The following is a 17,134-nucleotide window of genomic DNA, read 5'->3' as shown; positions in this document are numbered from 1 at the left end:
GGGAATATTTATGCTTCTTGGCCGTACGGCAAATGGTCTTTACTGGATGTTTCGCTACATCGAGCGTGCTGAAAATATGGCGCGGTTGGTGGATGCGGGATTGCGAATGGCGCTCACAAAGACATCGGATGCACCCGAAGAATGGTCGTCCGTCATTGTATCGGCAGGCGCCAGCCAGACATTTTCGCGAAAATATGATGCTTATAATGCCGCAAACGTGGCTGACTTTCTGCTGTGCGACATGGATAATCCATCCAGTGTCATGTCATGCATTGAAACGGCGCGTTCCAATGGGCGTATGGTGCGAACCGCATTGACACGAGAAGCATGGGAAAGCGTCAATGAAGCCTGGATGGTGCTCAAAAAATCACTGTGCAGACCGCTGAAGGAAGCAGATCTGCCGCCGCTTCTGGATCAGATCAAACGCGAGACAGCGCTTATTCGCGGTGCATTTCACGGCACGATGCTGCGTAATGAAATCTTTGATTTTGCAGGCCTTGGGACATTTATAGAGCGGGCAGACAACACAGCGCGTATTCTCGACGTAAAATATTATGTGCTGCTGCCAGCCGTTTCCTATGTCGGCACAACGCTCGACAATTATCAGTGGGAATCTATTTTACGTTCTGTATCGGCGCACAGGTCGTATCGCTGGGTCTATGATGGCGATTACCGCCCGGCGCATGTTGCAGATTATCTGATCTTGAATGGCCGTATGCCGCGCTCGCTTAATTATTGCTACCAGAGCATCAATGGGCATCTGAATTATCTGGCGAAGGATTATGGCGATAGCGCTGTTTGTCATCAGACAGGAGATGAAATATACGCCACGCTGCAAAATCAGGAAATTGGCGCAATTTTTGATATCGGATTGCATGAGTTTCTGACCGAATTTATCGCGCGGAATAACCGGCTCGGCAACGAGATCGCAGAAACCTATAATTTCTATTGAGGTGATCGCTTGTTGCTCAATATTCAGCACGTTTCCCATTATCGCTACGAAAACCCGGTGCCCTATGCGGTTCAGCGTCTGCGCTTGCGACCACCAACGCTTCCCGGACAGGTGGTCAAGCATTGGGAATTGAAAATCGAAGGCGGAGAGCCGGAAGTTTCCTATATTGATGGTTTTGGCAACAAGGTTGATCTGGTGCAGCACCATCGCAATATCAGTGAAATCATCATCACGGCCAGCGGCAGCGTCGAGGTGGAAGACCGTGTTGGTGTGCTGGGGCCGGTTTATGGTTATGCGCCGCTTTGGCTCTTTGAGCGGGAAACCCGCCTGACCAGCCCCGGCGAACGTATTCGTGCACTGGCAAACAGCCTGACAACTGTGGAGGATCCATTGGCATTGTTGCACGAGATGATGAATACCATTCATAACGAAGTGGCCTATATGCCGGGAACGACGAGCGTTTTTACAAATGCGGAAACGGCGCTGGCGGCGGGCAAGGGGGTTTGTCAGGATCACAGCCATATCTTTGTATCTGCTGCTCGGCTTCTTGGCATTCCGGCGCGTTATGTTTCCGGTTATCTGCTCATGGAGGGGGTCGAAGATCAGACCGCAAGCCACGCATGGGCAGAGGCACATGTCGCCGGTCTTGGCTGGATCGGCTTTGATGCGGCGAACAATGTTTGTCCCAATGACCGCTATGTGCGGATAGCAACTGGCCTTGATTATCGCGATGCTGCGCCAATTTCAGGGGTTCGGCTTGGCGGAACCATTGAAAGTCTTGCAGTCAATATTAATGTAGGGCAGTGATTGGTTCAGTTTTGAATCTGCCTGCCGGAAATTATCTATGACCTATTGCGTTGGAATAAAGATTGACCGTGGCCTGGTGTTCATGTCCGATACGCGGACAAATGCCGGTCTTGATAATATTTCTAAATTCTCGAAAATGCGCGTTTGGACCAAGCCCGGTGATCGCGTGATCGTGCTTTTGTCGGCTGGCAATCTGGCGACAACGCAAGCGGTCGCAAGCCTTCTTGAAGAACGCATGAAAGCGCCGGAAGATCGCCACGTCTCCCTGTTCGATGCGCCGTCGATGTTTCAGGTTGCACGCCTGATCGGTGACACTGTCAAGGAAGTCATTAAAAGTTCAGCAACGGGTGGACAGAATGCCGATGCTTTTGGCGCATCCTTTATTCTGGGTGGTCAGATCAAGCGCGGAGAACCGCGGCTGTTCTATATTTATCCAGAAGGCAATTTTATCGAAAGTTCGGACGATACGCCATTCTTTCAGATCGGTGAAAATAAATATGGCCGACCTATTCTGGTGCGTGCCTATCAGCAGGAAATGAGCTTTGAGGATACGGTGAAGCTGCTGCTGGTTTCGTTCGATTCAACGCTCAAAGCCAACCTGTCCGTCGGCTTGCCGCTGGATATGCAGATTTATGAAGCCAATAGTCTGGTCGCCGGTGAACACAGGCGCTTTGAAGCGACAGATCCCTATTATCAAACAGTTTCCGAAAGCTGGTCAGAGGCACTGAAATCAGCGTTAGAGCAGTTGCCGCCCTTCAGCTTCGAGAAATAAAAAACGGCTGGAATTTTCCAGCCGTTCCTTATTGTTGGCTTTGTTTAGCCAAAGACTTTGAAGCGTTCGGCGTCGTCCATGAATGCTTTGTCGCCAAAGGCCTGTTCATTGGAGCCAAACGGCATTTGCGCACGCAACTTCCAGGATGAAGGAACGCCAAAAACCTTGGCAACTTCTGCATCGATCAATGGATTATAATGCTGGAGGCTTGCACCGATATTTTCATTTGCAAGTGCAGACCAGACCGAAAGCTGCGCCATGCCGCTCGCCTGTTCCGACCAGATAGGGAAGTTATCGGCATAAAGCGCAAAATTTTCCTGAAGGCCTTTAATAACGTCCTGATCTTCAAAGAACAAAACGGTTCCTGCACCAGCTGCGAAGCTGTTGATCTTGGCTTCGGTGTCACCAAATGAATCGGCAGGAACGATTTTACGGAGTTCTTCCTTGGCGATATTCCACAGCTTGTCGCTCTCTGCGCCAAAAAGAATAACAGCGCGAGAACTCTGTGAATTAAAGGATGAAGGGGAGTGCTTGATCGCTTCTTTGATTAGTTCAGCGGTTGCTTCCTTGGAAAGTGGGAGGACCTTGCCAAGTGCATATTGTGTGCGACGCTGTTTGAGGGCGCCGATATAGCTATTGCTCATCTTCATTATCCTATTTAGGCACTGATTCTGCTCTGCGAACTTAATGCAGCAAATATGAAAAACTGATGCAAGATATTGCGATTTCAGGAAAAGAAGCCAGCCCGCGATTCTGAAACACACTGTCAACGAAAAGCATGTCTCCCAAAAGTGGAAACCGGTTTTGGGGGTAAAGACATGCGTGCAAACAACGCATGTCTCCCAAAAGTGGAAACCGGTTTGGGGGTAAAGACATGCGTGCAAACAGTGCATGTTTTAACGTGAGATTTTTATGCGTTAGGTTTTCATCTTCTTCAATCGATCCGTTGTCAAAAGAGGTTTCTCTTTTGTTTTTGTGCGAATCTGACAAAATTTGTAGGAGTTTGAGACGTCGTTGGAAATGTTCAGCCAGACCGGCGGGTGCCTGAAAGACGGCAGGGCAGGGAGGTAATATTCGTTTGAAGTCATTTATTATAATCGGCGGTGGTGCAAGCGGCGTTCTCATGGCCGCGCAATTGCTTGCACGATCAGCGGAGACAACGGTTCGCATTTTGGAGCGTTCGGGCGACATCGGAGCAGGGGTCGCATATTCCACGCTTAACCCCAATCACCTCTTAAATGTCCGCGCCAGCAATATGAGCGCTTTTCCAGATGACTCGAACCATTTCTTAAACTGGCTTCAAACCAATGCGAAGGCTGCAAATGCTGGCAATTGGCAGGCTCAATCCTTTGCGCCGCGCTGTCTGTATCGGCTCTACCTCAATGATTTGCTAAAGCCATATCTCGAAAGCACGCCCCGCCGCCTTTTTATCGAGCATGCTGAGGTTGCAAGCGTAGCATTTGAAAGATTGCGCCCCAAATTAACGACTTCTGCCGGGCAAAACTTCATTGCAGATGCTGTTATTGTGGCAACAGGCAATGAAGCAGCAATTTCGACGCCCGGAAATCTTGTAGCGGAATATTGGTCGAGCAACGGCTATTTTGACATTTCCCCCGATAGTTCCGTGGCAATTTTAGGCACAGGCCTGTCCATGGTGGACAGTGTCATTTCGCTGCTTGATAGAGGGCATAAGGGTAACATTCATGCGATTTCACGGCGTGGTTTACTTCCGGCACGGCATGAACCATCCGAGGCACTGACAATTGAAGCGGATCAACTGCGGATTGCCGATGGATTGCCTGAACTTCTTCATTGTGTTCGCAAGCTGATCAAACAACAGGAGAAGGAAGGCAAAGGATGGCGCAGCGTGATTGATGGGCTGCGGCCTCATACAAAAGCCATCTGGAGTCGATTGCCACTCCGGCAGCGTCAGAGCTTTCTGCGTCACTTGCGGCCATGGTGGGATGTGCATCGCCATCGTATGGCACCGGCGATTGATGAACGCATCAAAGCAGCCGAGCGGTCAGGACAACTCACGATCACCGCCGCGCATTTAGCTTCTGTGAAGAGCAAGGGCGCGCATATCGCCATTCACTATCGCAAAAGGCACAGTAATCTCGTTGATGAACTTGACGTGCAAGCAATCATTGATTGCCGTGGCGGGAGCCCCCGATTTTCCACGACGCGCAACCCGGCGCTGATGAGCCTATTGGAAGGTGGTTTTGCGAAGCCCGATGCTCTTGATCTTGGTCTGGATGTGGCAGCTGATCTACAGGTATTAAACGCCCACGGAGAGCCTTCAGGATCAATCTTCGCTGTCGGGCCGGTGACGAAGGGGATTTTTTGGGAGGTGACGGCAGTTCCAGACATTCGCGTTCAGACAGAAAAGCTCGCGAAAACTCTTTTGGATAATTAGGAGTGGCTTTTTTACCTGGGCGACAGAATTATTAGCCCCATTATCGGTTGCAGAAAATACGCGTCAATATGCCCAATAAAGAGTTCTTGTATGGATAACCGCGCCGAATAAGCACCATTTATCGGTCTTTCGCAGAATAAAATGATTCAAAATATCGCGATAAGCCATTGAAAGCTATTGCCATAATAAGTGCTAGCCGGTCATAATAATGACATCGGAATATATGATTCCTATCTTAAACTCACCAGAGCGTTCCTGTTGCTTTTTGCATAAGCAGTGCCTGCTTTGGATCAACCTTGATTGCGGAATGGAGGCCAGTGGCGCATGACGATGGACGGCAGGATGCTCTTTTTGCTGGTCCTTCTTCCATTTCTTGGCAGCGCTATAACAGGTCTGTTTCGGGGGGTTGATCGCAGCGGCTCAGCATGGTTTACGGCTGCAATTGCGCTTGTCGCCTTCGTCATCACAGCGAGTCTTTATCCCATCGTATCGAATGGTGGCGTTGTTCGCGGCTCGATCGATTGGCTGCCGAATTACGGCCTCAACATAACCTTCCGTATGGATGGCTTTGCGTGGCTTTTCGCGATGCTGATCACCGGCATTGGTTTGCTCGTGGTGATCTATGCGCGTTATTATATGTCGCCGGAGGATCCGGTTCCGCGCTTTTTCTCTTTTCTGCTGTCGTTCATGGGGGCGATGCTCGGTGTTGTTCTGTCGGGCAATATTGTGCTGCTCGCCGTGTTCTGGGAACTGACCAGCATTTTCTCCTTCCTGCTCATTGGCTACTGGTATCACAATGCCAGTGCGCGTGATGGCGCACGTATGGCCTTGACCGTGACAGGTATCGGCGGTTTTTGTCTGCTTGCAGGCGTTTTGCTGCTTGGTCATATCGTTGGCAGCTACGATCTTGATAAAGTTCTTGAGGCGGGGAATGTGGTTCGTTCCCATCCGCTTTATACGGTGACGCTTCTTCTCATTCTGATGGCCGCATTCACCAAATCAGCCCAGTTTCCGTTTCATTTCTGGCTGCCCAATGCAATGGCAGCCCCCACACCCGTGTCAGCCTATCTGCATTCCGCAACCATGGTCAAAGCGGGCGTGTTCCTGCTTGCGCGTCTTTGGCCGGTCTTTGCCGGCACCGAAGAATGGTTCTGGATTTTGGGCCTCGCGGGCCTCACAACGCTGCTCATCGGTAGCTTCTTTGCTGTGTTTCAGCAGGACCTTAAAGGCTTGCTGGCCTATTCAACCATCAGCAATCTTGGGCTTGTCACAGCACTGCTGAGCCTTGGCAGTCCGCTTGCGGCCGTTGCTGCCATTTTCCATATGGTCAATCACGCGATCTTCAAAGCATCGCTTTTTATGGCTGCTGGCATTATCGATCATGAAACCGGCACGCGGGACATGCGCAAGCTAAGCGGACTGGCGCGCGCTATGCCATATACCGCCACACTTGCGATGGTCGCAAGTGCATCCATGGCGGGCGTTCCGCTGCTTAATGGGTTTCTGTCCAAAGAGATGTTCTTTGCCGAAGCGGTTGAAACGCATATGGCATCGGCGCTTGATACGGTGACGCCTTATATTGCCACGCTTGCAGGCATATTCACGGTCGCCTATTCGGTTCGGTTTATTTACTCGACCTTCTTTGGTCCACCGCCGCATGATCTGCCAAAAACGCCGCATGAGCCGCCGCACTGGATGCGCCGTCCGATTGAACTTCTGGTTCTGCTCTGCCTGGTCATTGGCATCATTCCAAATATCGCAATCGGCTCCTTCCTGCATGCGGCTGTGGTATCCGTGCTGGGTGATGCGACACCACAATATAGTCTTTCGGTCTGGCATGGTTTCAATTTGCCGCTGATGATGAGTATTGTTGCAATGATTGGCGGGATCATTCTGTTCTGGGCGCTCAAAAATTATCTTGCGACAAGCGAGGACGGACCGCCGTTCTTCCGCCACTTGCAAGGGCAGCGTATTTTTGAACGCGTGCTGGTGACGGTGTCGTGGAACTGGGCGCGTAAGGCCGAAAATCTATTCAGTACACGCAGACTTCAGCCACAGCTTCGCCTTGTTGTTGTTTTTGCCATCGTTGCCGCAGCGTGGCCGCTCTTCGAAGACGGAATTCACGTGGGGGTGATGGGCGTACAGCCTGTTGACCCGATTTTTGCTGGTCTTTGGATTTTGGGCGGTGCCTGTGCCATTGGCGCAGCCTATCAGGCTAAATATCATCGCCTTGCGGCGCTCATATTGCTCGGCGGTGCAGGCCTTATCACTTGTATTACATTCGTGTGGCTGTCTGCTCCTGATCTTGCCGTGACGCAGTTGCTGGTCGAAATTGTTACGACTGTGCTGCTTCTGCTTGGCTTGCGCTGGCTGCCCAAGCGCTGGGAAGATCCAGACCCGGTTCCTGTTAAATTCGGGCCGAGAATTCGTCGCTATCGCGACTTCGCGCTGGCGATTGGAGCAGGCATTGGTGTGTTCATTGTCTCTTATGCGATGATGACGCGTCCATCACCGAAAGGTATTGGAGATTACTTCCTGGAAAATGCCTATTCGGGCGGCGGCGGTAAGAATGTCGTAAACGTCACTCTGGTCGATTTCCGCGCATTTGATACGTTTGGTGAAATTGCGGTTCTCGGCATTGTTGGGTTGACGGTCTTTGCGTTGCTGCGACGTTTCCGTCCGGCACCGGACAGCACCGGTTCAACAGCCCAGCAGAAGATTCAAGATGCTTATGATGAGGCAATGGATGATCGTGAAAAAGGGGAAACCCTGACCGATTATCTGGCTGTGCCGTCTGTTGTCATGAAATGGCTGTTCCCAGTCATTATCGTTCTTGCGGTGCATCTGATCCTGCGGGGGCACGACCTGCCGGGTGGTGGGTTTGCAGCCGGTATTACGTTAGCAATTGCGTTCATTCTGCAATATCTGGCGGCTGGTACGCGCTGGGTCGAAGATCATTTGCGTATCCTGCCCGTTCGATGGATCGGTTTTGGTTTGCTGATTGCAGCGGCCACCGGAGCAGGCGCGTGGTTGTTTGGCTATCCGTTCCTGACAACATTCTTCCAGTATGCAGATATACCGCATGTCGGAAAAATGCCTGTCGCAAGTGCGCTTCTGTTTGATATTGGCGTTTTCGCACTGGTCGTGGGTGCCACCGTTCTTATGTTGATTGCGCTCGCGCATCAGTCGATCCGTAAACACCGCGTCGAAAAACTTGCCGCTGCGAAGGAGGAGAACTGATGGAACTCGTTCTCGCTATAGCAATTGGCGTATTGATGTCATCTGGCGTGTGGCTGATCCTGCGTCCGCGCACGTTTCAGGTTGCCATTGGTCTGGCGCTTGTCTCTTATGCGGTCAATCTGTTTATCTTTTCGATGGGGCGCCTGCGCACCAATGCGCCGCCGGTGCTTGATACCGGCATCAATGTTCAGGCCGCGCAATATACCGACCCCGTGCCACAGGCACTCGTATTGACTGCTATCGTTATCGGCTTTGCAATGACTGCGCTTTTCCTTGTCGTGTTGCTCGCTTCACGCGGACTGACACGCACCGATCATGTCGACGGCAAGGAGAAGAGATGATGGATTGGAAATCGCACCTCATCGTAGCGCCCATTCTCCTGCCGCTTGTCACGGCCGCATTGCTGCTGTTGTTTGATGAACGCAAGCGCAAATTGAAGATGGTGATCAATACAGTCTCCATCATCGGCCTGATCTATATTGCTTTTACGCTTTTGGGGGTTGCGAGCGAAAAAGCGCCCGCGGCAGAGGTTTATCTGATTGGCAACTGGCCTGCGCCCTTTGGGATTGTGCTGGTTTTGGACAGACTTTCGGCGCTTATGCTGATGCTGACCAGCGTGCTGGCACTGGCTGCATTGAGCTTTGCATTGGCGCATTGGCACAAGGCGAGCCCGAATTTTCATACGATCTTCCAGCTTTTGTTGATGGGGCTGAATGGCGCGTTTTTGACGGGTGATCTGTTCAATCTTTTCGTCTTTTTTGAAGTCATGCTGGCTGCATCTTATGGTTTGGCGCTGCATGGCTCTGGCCCTGCACGTGTCAAGGCAGGCATGCATTATATCGCCGTCAATCTTGTCGCATCGTCACTGTTCCTGATCGGTGTCAGCCTGATTTACGGTGTAACAGGGACGCTCAATATGGCGGATCTGGCGCAAAAAATTTCACAGGTTGCAGCCGAAGATCGCATGTTGCTCGAAGCGGGTGCCGCTGTTCTCGCTGTCGCCTTTCTGGTGAAAGCTGGCATGTGGCCGCTTAATTTCTGGCTGGTGCCAACCTATACGGCAGCGGCGGCTCCGATTGCTGCGATCTTTGCCATCATGAGTAAAGTCGGCATTTACGTGCTGCTGCGCTTATCGCCATTGATGTTCGGTATCGGTGCCGGTGAATCCTATGGTTTTGGCAATGACTGGCTTTATTATGGCGGTATGGTCACGCTGGCTTTTGGGCTGATTGGCGTGGTGGCTTCACAGGCCATGGGGCGTCTGGCGAGCTATAGTATTCTGGTATCATCAGGCACTCTTCTTGCCGCAATCGGCAGCGGTAATACGGCGATGACGGGGGCCGCACTCTTCTACATGGTCAGTTCTACACTGACGATTGCAGCCTTCTTTTTGCTGATAGAGCTCGTGGAGCGGGGTCAGGATGCGGCAGCAAATGTTCTTGCCGTCACGATTGAAGCCTATGGTGACGATGAGGAAGAAGAAGAGGAAGAGGAAGTCGGCGTTGTTCTACCCGCTACCCTTGCTATTCTGGGCACATGTTTTGCCATTGTTGCGATTTTGTTGATTGGTTTGCCGCCATTCTCCGGCTTTATCGCAAAATTCCTTATTCTTGCTGCCATATTCAATGGAGACGGCGCGGCCCCGACGCTCGCCATGCCAGTGAGCCCTGCAAGCTGGGCGCTGATTGCGCTTATTCTGCTTTCGGGCCTTTCGGCACTTATTGCCATGACGCGCACAGGAATACGTACATTCTGGGCCTCACTTGAAGGAAATGTGCCGCGTGTGCTGGTACGTGAAGTGGTGCCGATAGCCGGTCTTCTAGGCGTCTGTCTGGCGCTTACAATCGCAGCCGGTCCGGCGATGCAATATATGGATGCAACGGCACGCTCGCTGCATAGTCCAAAGGACTACATCAATAGTGTTTTGAATGCGCCGCGTGTGGGTGGAGAAACGGTGGAGGTAAAATGAGAAAAATACTGCCTTACCCGCTTCTTTTCGTCTCTCTCATCCTGTTCTGGCTTTTATTGAATGGTTTCACGCGGGCGCAATTCTTATTGGGCATCGTGATATCACTGTTGGCCTGTTATGCGATGACTGCTTTGCAGCCGCAAAAAAACCATCTGCGCTCGCTCCCAACGATGATATGGTTGTTCTGCGTTGTCAGCATCGATATTATGATGTCGAATTTATCGGTTGTAAAATTGATCCTGTCGCCCAGAAAAGCGCACCATCCTGGCTTTGTGGTCATACCGTTGGAACTGGAAAACCGGTCTGCATTGGCCGTGCTTGCTTGTATTATTACCGCAGCACCCGGAACAGCATGGGTAGACTATAACGTTGCGCGAAAAGTGCTGACGATTCATGTGCTTGATCTTGACGATGCAAAAAGCTGGCGCGCCAAGATCAAGCAGCGCTACGAACAGCCGCTTATTCGTATATTTGGCGCGACGGATGTGGTGAAAGAGGAGCAGTCAGCATGAGTGCAGTTATTCTTTTCTGGTCACTGCTGGCAGCTCAGGTCATGCTGGTTGCTGCGATGGGTTGTGTTGTTTATCGTTTGCTTATAGGGCCACGCGCGCAAGACCGTGTGCTGGCAACAGATGCTCTATATCTCAATGCACTGCTACTTCTGCTTACATTTGGCATGCGCACGGGCAGCGTCATTTACTATGAAGCAGCCCTTATTATTTCGCTGCTCGGTTTTGTTGCAACAGTTGCACTTGCCAAATTCCTGATGCGCGGGGAGGTGATCGAATGATCGGAGCTGCAGATCTGCCCGTATGGGCCGCTATCATTGTTTCGTTCTTTCTTGTTGGCGGTGCCTTTCTGACGCTTGTCGGCTGCATCGGATTGGTTCGTTTGAAGAGTTTTTATGAACGCATTCATACGCCAACGATTGGTTCGTCCTTCGGTGCCGGTGGAATCCTGATTGCTTCGGTCCTGTTTTTCTCCATCTTGCAATCCAAGCCGATTCTGCATGAAGTGTTGATTGCCGTCTTTGTGGTCATCACAACGCCGGTAACGCTCATGTTGCTGAGCCGCGCAGTGATTCATCGTGATCAAACGCAGGACAGTAAAGAGCTTCCTTCATCTTCCGACAAAAAATAGCTGTCGGAAGCGTTGGCTTGAAGCATTTGGAGGAGTGCTGAGGGCTGCGGCTAATTGTCTATATGCCCTCGCATCAAGGCATGCGGATTGAAGGTTCAGGCAATTTGAATTATCTGAATTTCAGTAATTTCTGAAAATTCAGAATTTACGGGAGAGAGAACTTGGAATTATCGCCAATTGTTCAGTCGTTTGTGCTCCACTTTGGAGAGATGGGTAGCCGCTGGGGTATCAACCGCACGGTTGGTCAGATTTATGCGTTGCTCTATCTTTCATCCGAGCCTCTTTGTGCTGACGATATTGTAGATGCGCTTGGCGTCTCACGATCCAATGTCTCAATGGGTATTCGCGAGTTACAGGGTTGGAACCTTGTGCTGCTCAAGCATATACCAGGTGATCGTCGCGACTTTTTCACAACGCCCGGTGATGTTTGGGTGATCTTACGCACTTTGGCGGAAGAACGTAAGAAACGCGAAATCGATCCAACGCTTTCGGTGTTGCGGGAAGTGCTGATGGAGCAACCGCAAGATGCAAATGACCGTTTTGCGCAAGAGCGCATGAAGGACATGTATGCGCTGATCGAGCGCCTCACCAATTGGTATGACGACGTTAAGAAGCTCGACACGGACCGATTAACCAGCCTTCTGGCGCTTGGTGCCAAGGTGACCCGTTTCCTTGAAACGACAGACAGAATTGTCGCTCTTGGACGCGGTAGAACAGCGGCCAAAAAGGAGCCTAAACGAGAGTGACAACCGTTGCCCCCAGAACGGAAGACGCAACACAGGAAGACGGTCAAGCAACAGGCGATAAACGCCGTTCAAGCCGTCGTGCAGTTCCGTCTGCTCTGAAAAAGGGGGCAAGGCTTCAGGCTGTGGCAGCGCTTTTGTGGCTGCCACAGGCTGCACTTATCGCCTATGGCATCGGCCAACTCGCCAGTGTTGGTTTTGACGCGACAATTTATTATCTGGCAGCAGGTTTGTTTGTTCTTGGCTCTCTTCGCAGCATGCTTGACGCGCGCGGTGCAGCGCAGGCTTATGATGCAGCACGTTCAGAGCTGAGCAACCTGCGCGAAAAGGCAGTTTTCGCGTTATCGCAACGCTCCCCTCTCGACACCTCTCGATCATCGTCCGGTGAGGCGGCAAGCATCTTGGCAGAGCAGGCCGAAATGGTCGTGCCCTATATGTCGCGCTTTGTACCTGTGCGCATTCGCGTGATGTTGGTGCCGCTGGCAATATTTTTTGCAGTTTTTTGGTTTTCATGGGCTGCTGCCCTTGTTCTGCTGATTGCAGCACCTTTGATCCCGATCTTCATGGCGTTGATCGGCTGGCGCGCAAAAGCTGCAAGCGAGAAGCAGCTTGTTGCACTGGGTGACATGAATGGCTTTTTGCTTGATCGTCTGCGCGGACTTGCAACGATCCGTAGTTTTCATGCGGTCGATATGACGGCCACCCGGCTGCGTGACAACGCCGAGACGCTGCGCAGAAAAACGATGATCGTTTTGCGTATTGCTTTTCTGTCATCAGCTGTTCTTGAACTTTTTGCGGCGATAGGCGTTGCCATGGTGGCCGTTTATATTGGCTTTCATCTGCTCGGCCAGCTGAATTTCGGCGCCTGGGGCCACAAGCTCACGCTTGCTGAAGGCTTGTTCGTTCTCCTGCTTTCACCGGCATTTTTTGAGCCGCTGCGTGATCTCTCTGCCGTTTGGCATGATCGCGCTTCAGGCGAAGCGGCAATTGATGCTTTGGAAGATATAGCAAAGTATGAAATGCCGGTTGTGGGCGGCATCAAGTCCACAGACAGTCCCGAGAACTTGATTGAAACCGAGCCTTCGTTGGTGTTGCGCGATATCGGATTTCACTACGCTACCGGTGCAGGCGTGTTTGAGCACTTCAATCTGGATATAGAGCCAGGCGAAAATATAGCGCTTCTTGCACCAAGCGGTTATGGAAAATCAACATTGCTGGCGTTGATCGCTGGACTTGCATCTCCCCAACAAGGTGAAATTCGAATTGGCGGTGCTGTCCTTAACAATGAGACGGCTCAGGCCCTTCGCGCAAGAATGCGATGGGTGGGGCAGAGGCCGCATATTTTTGCTGGCAGTGCACGGCAAAACATTACGCTGGGCCGCGCCCTTGATGTAAAAAAGACAGCAACGATCATCGAACAAATGGCGTTGAGCCACGTCACGGGTGTTACCGGTTCCGGGGCGATCGGCGAAAATGGGGCAGGTCTTTCCGGTGGCGAAGCGCTGCGACTGGCGCTTGCGCGCATCGCCGTTGATCAACAGGCCGACATTATCCTTGCCGATGAGCCGACTGCGCATCTCGACCATGAAACGGCCGATCGCATAGCGGAGAGCCTTATCAGCCTCGCCAAGGGAAAAACACTTATCATAGCCACCCATGACGAGAAGCTTGCGAGCCGTATGGATCGGATTGTTCGGCTTGATGACGAGAATGCCAATACGCAACTCTTCCAGAGGAGGGCTGCGGAATGAACGGATTTCAAGCACTCCGCCCCATTTTCAATCTGTTTTTCAAGACCAAAGGCAAGCTTCTTTACGCGGGTATCCTTAGTGCAACCATGACTGTTCTGGCAGGGATTGCACTGCTTGGACTTTCTGGATGGTTTATCACGGCGACTGCGATTGCTGGATTGAGCGCGTCAACCGCAATCATATTTGATGTGTTCATGCCTGCCGCCGGCATCCGGTTTTTTGCGATCCTTCGTACCGGAACGCGTTATCTGGAGCGGCTTGTCACGCATGAAGCCACATTGGCCATCCTTGCAGCGTTACGCGAAAAGCTGTTTAGAAGCTGGGCGCGTCCGGCAGCTGCCAGCGCTCTGCTTAAACGTCCAGCGCGGCTACTATTCCGGCTGACCGCCGACATCGATGCGCTGGATTCACTGTATTTGCGGGTTCTGGTGCCTGCAGGAGCAGCTCTTGCAACCGCACTTGTTGCGGGTTTCGCGCTTGGATTGATGCATCCGCTTTTCGGGTTGACCGTGGCTTTGACGCTGCTTTTTGTGGGGCTTGGCTTACCGCTTATTGCATCCCGACGCTCTGAAAAGCCAATGCGGCAGCGTGCAAAAGGCACCGAAGCGTTGCGGGCGCGAACGATTGATCTGGTCGCCGGTCAAACTGAACTTATCATGGCTGGCCGTATGGATGCCCAGAATTCGAGCGTCATGCACGCCGATGGCTACATTGCAACAAGTGACCGTATTCTCAATCGAATTGAGATTTTGACAGGAGCAGGTCTTGGCATTTTGCATGCTGGCCTTCTGGCGGGTGGGTTGATCGGGGTTGGGTTGCTTATGCAGGCGGACCTGATCAACGCGCCGGTTGCAGCCCTTGGCGTTCTCATTATCCTTGGTGCGATGGAACCGTTCGTTGCCCTGCGTCGCGGCGCGATGGAACTGGGCCGCACAATACTTGCTGCGCGTCGCGTCGGGCCTGCACTTGAAGCATCAGAGGCGCTGACAACGCTTCCATTGCCTGAGCCGGGAAATGCGGTTGTTCTCAATCACGTTACAGTCTGCCATGAAGGTTCAACCGTAAATGCGCTCGAAGATATCGATCTCATTATCAAAGCCGGTGCACATGTCGCAATCATCGGCACAAGCGGTGCGGGTAAATCAACTCTCTTCAATGTTCTGGCCGGTGAAATCGCTGCAAAAAGCGGTGCGGTTGCAGTTATGCCTGTACGCCTTCTGACGCAGAGAACGGAACTTTTCAAAGACAGTCTGCGCAATAATCTCAAGCTTGCAAAACCCGATGCAACCGACGCGCAACTGCTTGCCGCATTGGAAGCTGCCGGACTTGCCGATTTTATGAAAGCCCAGGCCGATGGGCTCGATACGATTTTGGGCGAAGGGGGACTTGGCGTTTCCGGCGGTCAGGCGAGACGCTTGGCGCTTGCTCGCTTGTTCCTGACCGATGCACCTTTATGGCTCCTTGATGAGCCGACCGAGGGGCTAGATGAGGCGACCGCCAAAGACGTGCTTTCTCGTCTCAATGAACAGGCCAAAGGACGCACATTGTTGATTGCAACACATATTCAGCGTGAAGCACGAATTTGTGATCAGGCGATTGTTTTGGATCAAGGCGCTCTTGTTCAAACGGTGTCCAAAGGAGAGGCGTCTTTTAAAGAAATACTCAAGTCATTGAGGTGAAGTTTGCGTAGGGGGCTGTGTTCGCATTTGAGAGCCGGGCGCAGCTATTAACATCAGGAGGGCCGGGGGTTCCGGCTTAAAGAGATGGAATTCGATATTGTCTCCCTGTCGCGATTGCAATTTGCAATCACGGCACTTTATCACTTCCTCTTCGTACCACTGACATTAGGACTTTCCGTGCTGCTTGCCATCATGGAAACCGTCTATGTCATGACCGGAAGACTCATCTGGCGGCAGATGACCAAGTTCTGGGGTACGCTGTTTGGTATCAATTTTGTTATGGGCGTTGCGACCGGCATTGTGATGGAGTTTCAGTTCGGCATGAACTGGAGCTATTACAGCCATTATGTCGGCGATATTTTCGGAGCGCCGCTGGCGATTGAAGGTCTGATGGCCTTCTTCCTTGAGGCGACTTTTGTAGGCCTGTTCTTCTTCGGCTGGGATCGACTGTCAAAGGTTGGCCATCTTATGGCAACTTATGCTGTTGCGGCCGGTTCCAATTTTTCGGCACTGTGGATTTTGATTGCGAATGGCTGGATGCAAAATCCGGTCGGTTCAGCCTTCAACCCCGAAACCATGCGCATGGAAATCACTGATTTCTTTGCGGTTCTGATGAACCCGGTTGCGCAGGCGAAATTCGTGCATACGGTTTCGGCTGGCTATGTGACCGCATCAATCTTTGTGCTTGGTGTTTCGGCCTGGTATCTGCTCAAAGGTCGGTCTACTGAACTCGCAAAGCGTTCAATGACGGTCGCTGCTTCTTTTGGTTTAGCAGCCTCTCTCTCTGTGGTGGTTCTGGGTGACGAAAGCGGCTACCTGACAAATGAACACCAGAAAATGAAGATCGCAGCAATCGAAGCGATGTGGGAAACAGAGCCTGCACCTGCATCGTTTACTGCCTTCGGTTTCCCGGATCAGGAAACGCGCGAAACACACTATGCTGTGCATATTCCATGGGTTATGGGCCTGATTGGTACGCGCTCGCTCACGACGCCTATCGAGGGCATTGATCAGCTTGTTGAAAATGCGGAAGGCAATATTCGTAAAGGCCTTCTTGCTTACGATGCTTTGCAAAAGATCCGTGCTGCACAGGACACCAGTGCTGTGCCACAAGATGTCAAGGATACATTCGCTGACAACAGTCAATGGATGGGCTATGCGCTCCTTCTGAAGCGCTATGTGGATGATCCGCGTCAGGCAACTGATGCACAGATCACACAGGCTGCAAACGATACAGTACCAGGCGTGCTGCCGCTGTTCTGGGCGTTCCGCATCATGGTCGGTATCGGCTTCTTCCTGATCCTGCTGACCGGAACATTCTTTGTGCTGTCCGCGCGCCGTAAGCTGGATCATTATCCGTTCCTGCTTAAAGTTGCGGTCTTTGCGATCCCTCTGCCTTGGCTTGCAGCTGAGATGGGCTGGGTTGTTGCTGAGTTCGGTCGTCAGCCTTGGATTATTGAAGGTATTCTGCCGACCGCAGTTGCAGTCTCCAATCTTGGTGCTTCGACGGTTCTGATGACGATTGTTGGCTTTGTTGCAATCTACACGGTCCTGTTCATCATCGAAATGGGCCTGATGCTGCGGGCAATCAAAGCCGGACCGGAGCCTGACAGCAAACCAGAAGCATTGCTCGCTCCTGCAAGCATTGCACCAGTGGAGTAAGGA

At 51.9% G+C, this 17,134-nt stretch carries 15 protein-coding genes; 14 read left to right on the top strand and 1 reads right to left on the bottom strand.

What is annotated here, in order from left to right; genetic code table 11:
* Nucleotides 1-10 precede the first annotated feature (10 nt).
* From ABE527_RS08910 to ABE527_RS08900, 3 genes are read left to right on the top strand one after another with little or no spacing between them, the layout of a single operon-like run.
* Complete coding sequence (locus ABE527_RS08910) at nt 11-952, top strand: alpha-E domain-containing protein (RefSeq protein WP_499696700.1); 942 nt, start codon at nt 11-13, stop codon at nt 950-952.
* A 9-nt stretch (nt 953-961) separates the two neighbouring features.
* On the top strand, nt 962-1,759 hold the full coding sequence (locus ABE527_RS08905) for a transglutaminase family protein (protein ID WP_499696699.1): 798 nt from the start codon (nt 962-964) through the stop codon (nt 1,757-1,759).
* 37 nt (nt 1,760-1,796) lie between these two features.
* Nucleotides 1,797-2,531: a proteasome-type protease gene (locus ABE527_RS08900; protein WP_499696698.1), complete on the top strand. Its 735-nt coding sequence runs from the start codon at nt 1,797-1,799 to the stop codon at nt 2,529-2,531.
* 44 nt (nt 2,532-2,575) lie between these two features.
* On the opposite strand, the gene ABE527_RS08895 is transcribed toward ABE527_RS08900, so the two are convergent.
* Entirely contained in the window at nt 2,576-3,175 is a 600-nt protein-coding gene (locus ABE527_RS08895) for a nitroreductase family protein (RefSeq protein ID WP_499694265.1), read from the bottom strand.
* Nucleotides 3,176-3,609: 434 nt separating this feature from the next.
* Between ABE527_RS08895 and ABE527_RS08890 the strand changes: the two genes are divergently transcribed.
* The 11 genes from ABE527_RS08890 to ABE527_RS08840 all read left to right on the top strand — a co-directional run bounded on the left by ABE527_RS08890 (nt 3,610) and on the right by ABE527_RS08840 (nt 17,131).
* Nucleotides 3,610-4,947 (top strand): FAD/NAD(P)-binding protein, encoded by a 1,338-nt coding sequence (locus ABE527_RS08890; protein WP_499696697.1) that lies wholly within the window; start codon nt 3,610-3,612, stop codon nt 4,945-4,947.
* Between the two features lie 324 nt (nt 4,948-5,271).
* Nucleotides 5,272-8,187, top strand: coding sequence for a monovalent cation/H+ antiporter subunit A (locus tag ABE527_RS08885; RefSeq protein WP_265984235.1), 2,916 nt, complete (start codon nt 5,272-5,274; stop codon nt 8,185-8,187).
* Complete coding sequence (locus tag ABE527_RS08880) at nt 8,187-8,528, top strand: Na+/H+ antiporter subunit C (RefSeq protein ID WP_265984236.1); 342 nt, start codon at nt 8,187-8,189, stop codon at nt 8,526-8,528. The genes ABE527_RS08885 and ABE527_RS08880 overlap by 1 nt, the downstream gene beginning before the upstream one ends.
* Nucleotides 8,528-10,156 carry a monovalent cation/H+ antiporter subunit D gene (locus ABE527_RS08875; protein WP_265984483.1) on the top strand — a complete coding sequence of 543 codons (1,629 nt, stop codon included), beginning with the start codon at nt 8,528-8,530 and terminating at the stop codon, nt 10,154-10,156. The genes ABE527_RS08880 and ABE527_RS08875 overlap by 1 nt, the downstream gene beginning before the upstream one ends.
* Nucleotides 10,153-10,668, top strand: coding sequence for a Na+/H+ antiporter subunit E (locus ABE527_RS08870; protein ID WP_265984237.1), 516 nt, complete (start codon nt 10,153-10,155; stop codon nt 10,666-10,668). Before ABE527_RS08875 ends, ABE527_RS08870 begins: the two co-directional genes overlap by 4 nt.
* Nucleotides 10,665-10,946 (top strand): K+/H+ antiporter subunit F, encoded by a 282-nt coding sequence (locus tag ABE527_RS08865; RefSeq protein WP_265984238.1) that lies wholly within the window; start codon nt 10,665-10,667, stop codon nt 10,944-10,946. The genes ABE527_RS08870 and ABE527_RS08865 overlap by 4 nt, the downstream gene beginning before the upstream one ends.
* On the top strand, nt 10,943-11,296 hold the full coding sequence (mnhG, locus tag ABE527_RS08860) for a monovalent cation/H(+) antiporter subunit G (protein WP_265984239.1): 354 nt from the start codon (nt 10,943-10,945) through the stop codon (nt 11,294-11,296). The genes ABE527_RS08865 and mnhG overlap by 4 nt, the downstream gene beginning before the upstream one ends.
* Nucleotides 11,297-11,457: 161 nt before the next feature.
* Nucleotides 11,458-12,042: a GbsR/MarR family transcriptional regulator gene (locus ABE527_RS08855; RefSeq protein ID WP_265984240.1), complete on the top strand. Its 585-nt coding sequence runs from the start codon at nt 11,458-11,460 to the stop codon at nt 12,040-12,042.
* A complete protein-coding gene (gene cydD / locus ABE527_RS08850; protein ID WP_499696696.1) occupies nt 12,039-13,790 on the top strand; it encodes a thiol reductant ABC exporter subunit CydD in 1,752 nt (583 codons plus the stop codon). Before ABE527_RS08855 ends, cydD begins: the two co-directional genes overlap by 4 nt.
* On the top strand, nt 13,787-15,469 hold the full coding sequence (gene cydC / locus ABE527_RS08845; protein ID WP_499696695.1) for a thiol reductant ABC exporter subunit CydC: 1,683 nt from the start codon (nt 13,787-13,789) through the stop codon (nt 15,467-15,469). Before cydD ends, cydC begins: the two co-directional genes overlap by 4 nt.
* A gap of 84 nt (nt 15,470-15,553) precedes the next feature.
* Nucleotides 15,554-17,131, top strand: coding sequence for a cytochrome ubiquinol oxidase subunit I (locus ABE527_RS08840; protein ID WP_499696694.1), 1,578 nt, complete (start codon nt 15,554-15,556; stop codon nt 17,129-17,131).
* Nucleotides 17,132-17,134: the final 3 nt, after the last annotated feature.

It is taken from the genome of Brucella sp. TWI432, from assembly GCF_039674445.1.
GTDB classification, from domain to species: Bacteria; Pseudomonadota; Alphaproteobacteria; order Rhizobiales; family Rhizobiaceae; genus Brucella; species Brucella chromiisoli.
Note: the sequence above shows the minus strand (reverse complement) of the source record. Positions and strands in the feature narration are given on the sequence as shown.

Excerpts from the sequence above, each read along its gene's own strand:
- ABE527_RS08910 (WP_499696700.1), top strand. The coding sequence starts at position 11 with ATGCTTCTTGGCCGTACGGCAAATGGTCTTTACTGGATGTTTCGCTAC.
- ABE527_RS08900 (WP_499696698.1), top strand. The coding sequence starts at position 1,797 with ATGACCTATTGCGTTGGAATAAAGATTGACCGTGGCCTGGTGTTCATG.
- ABE527_RS08895 (WP_499694265.1), bottom strand. The coding sequence starts at position 3,175 with ATGAGCAATAGCTATATCGGCGCCCTCAAACAGCGTCGCACACAATAT.
- ABE527_RS08885 (WP_265984235.1), top strand. The coding sequence starts at position 5,272 with ATGACGATGGACGGCAGGATGCTCTTTTTGCTGGTCCTTCTTCCATTT.
- ABE527_RS08880 (WP_265984236.1), top strand. The coding sequence starts at position 8,187 with ATGGAACTCGTTCTCGCTATAGCAATTGGCGTATTGATGTCATCTGGC.
- ABE527_RS08875 (WP_265984483.1), top strand. The coding sequence starts at position 8,528 with ATGGATTGGAAATCGCACCTCATCGTAGCGCCCATTCTCCTGCCGCTT.
- ABE527_RS08870 (WP_265984237.1), top strand. The coding sequence starts at position 10,153 with ATGAGAAAAATACTGCCTTACCCGCTTCTTTTCGTCTCTCTCATCCTG.
- ABE527_RS08865 (WP_265984238.1), top strand. The coding sequence starts at position 10,665 with ATGAGTGCAGTTATTCTTTTCTGGTCACTGCTGGCAGCTCAGGTCATG.
- mnhG (WP_265984239.1), top strand. The coding sequence starts at position 10,943 with ATGATCGGAGCTGCAGATCTGCCCGTATGGGCCGCTATCATTGTTTCG.
- cydC (WP_499696695.1), top strand. The coding sequence starts at position 13,787 with ATGAACGGATTTCAAGCACTCCGCCCCATTTTCAATCTGTTTTTCAAG.
- ABE527_RS08840 (WP_499696694.1), top strand. The coding sequence starts at position 15,554 with ATGGAATTCGATATTGTCTCCCTGTCGCGATTGCAATTTGCAATCACG.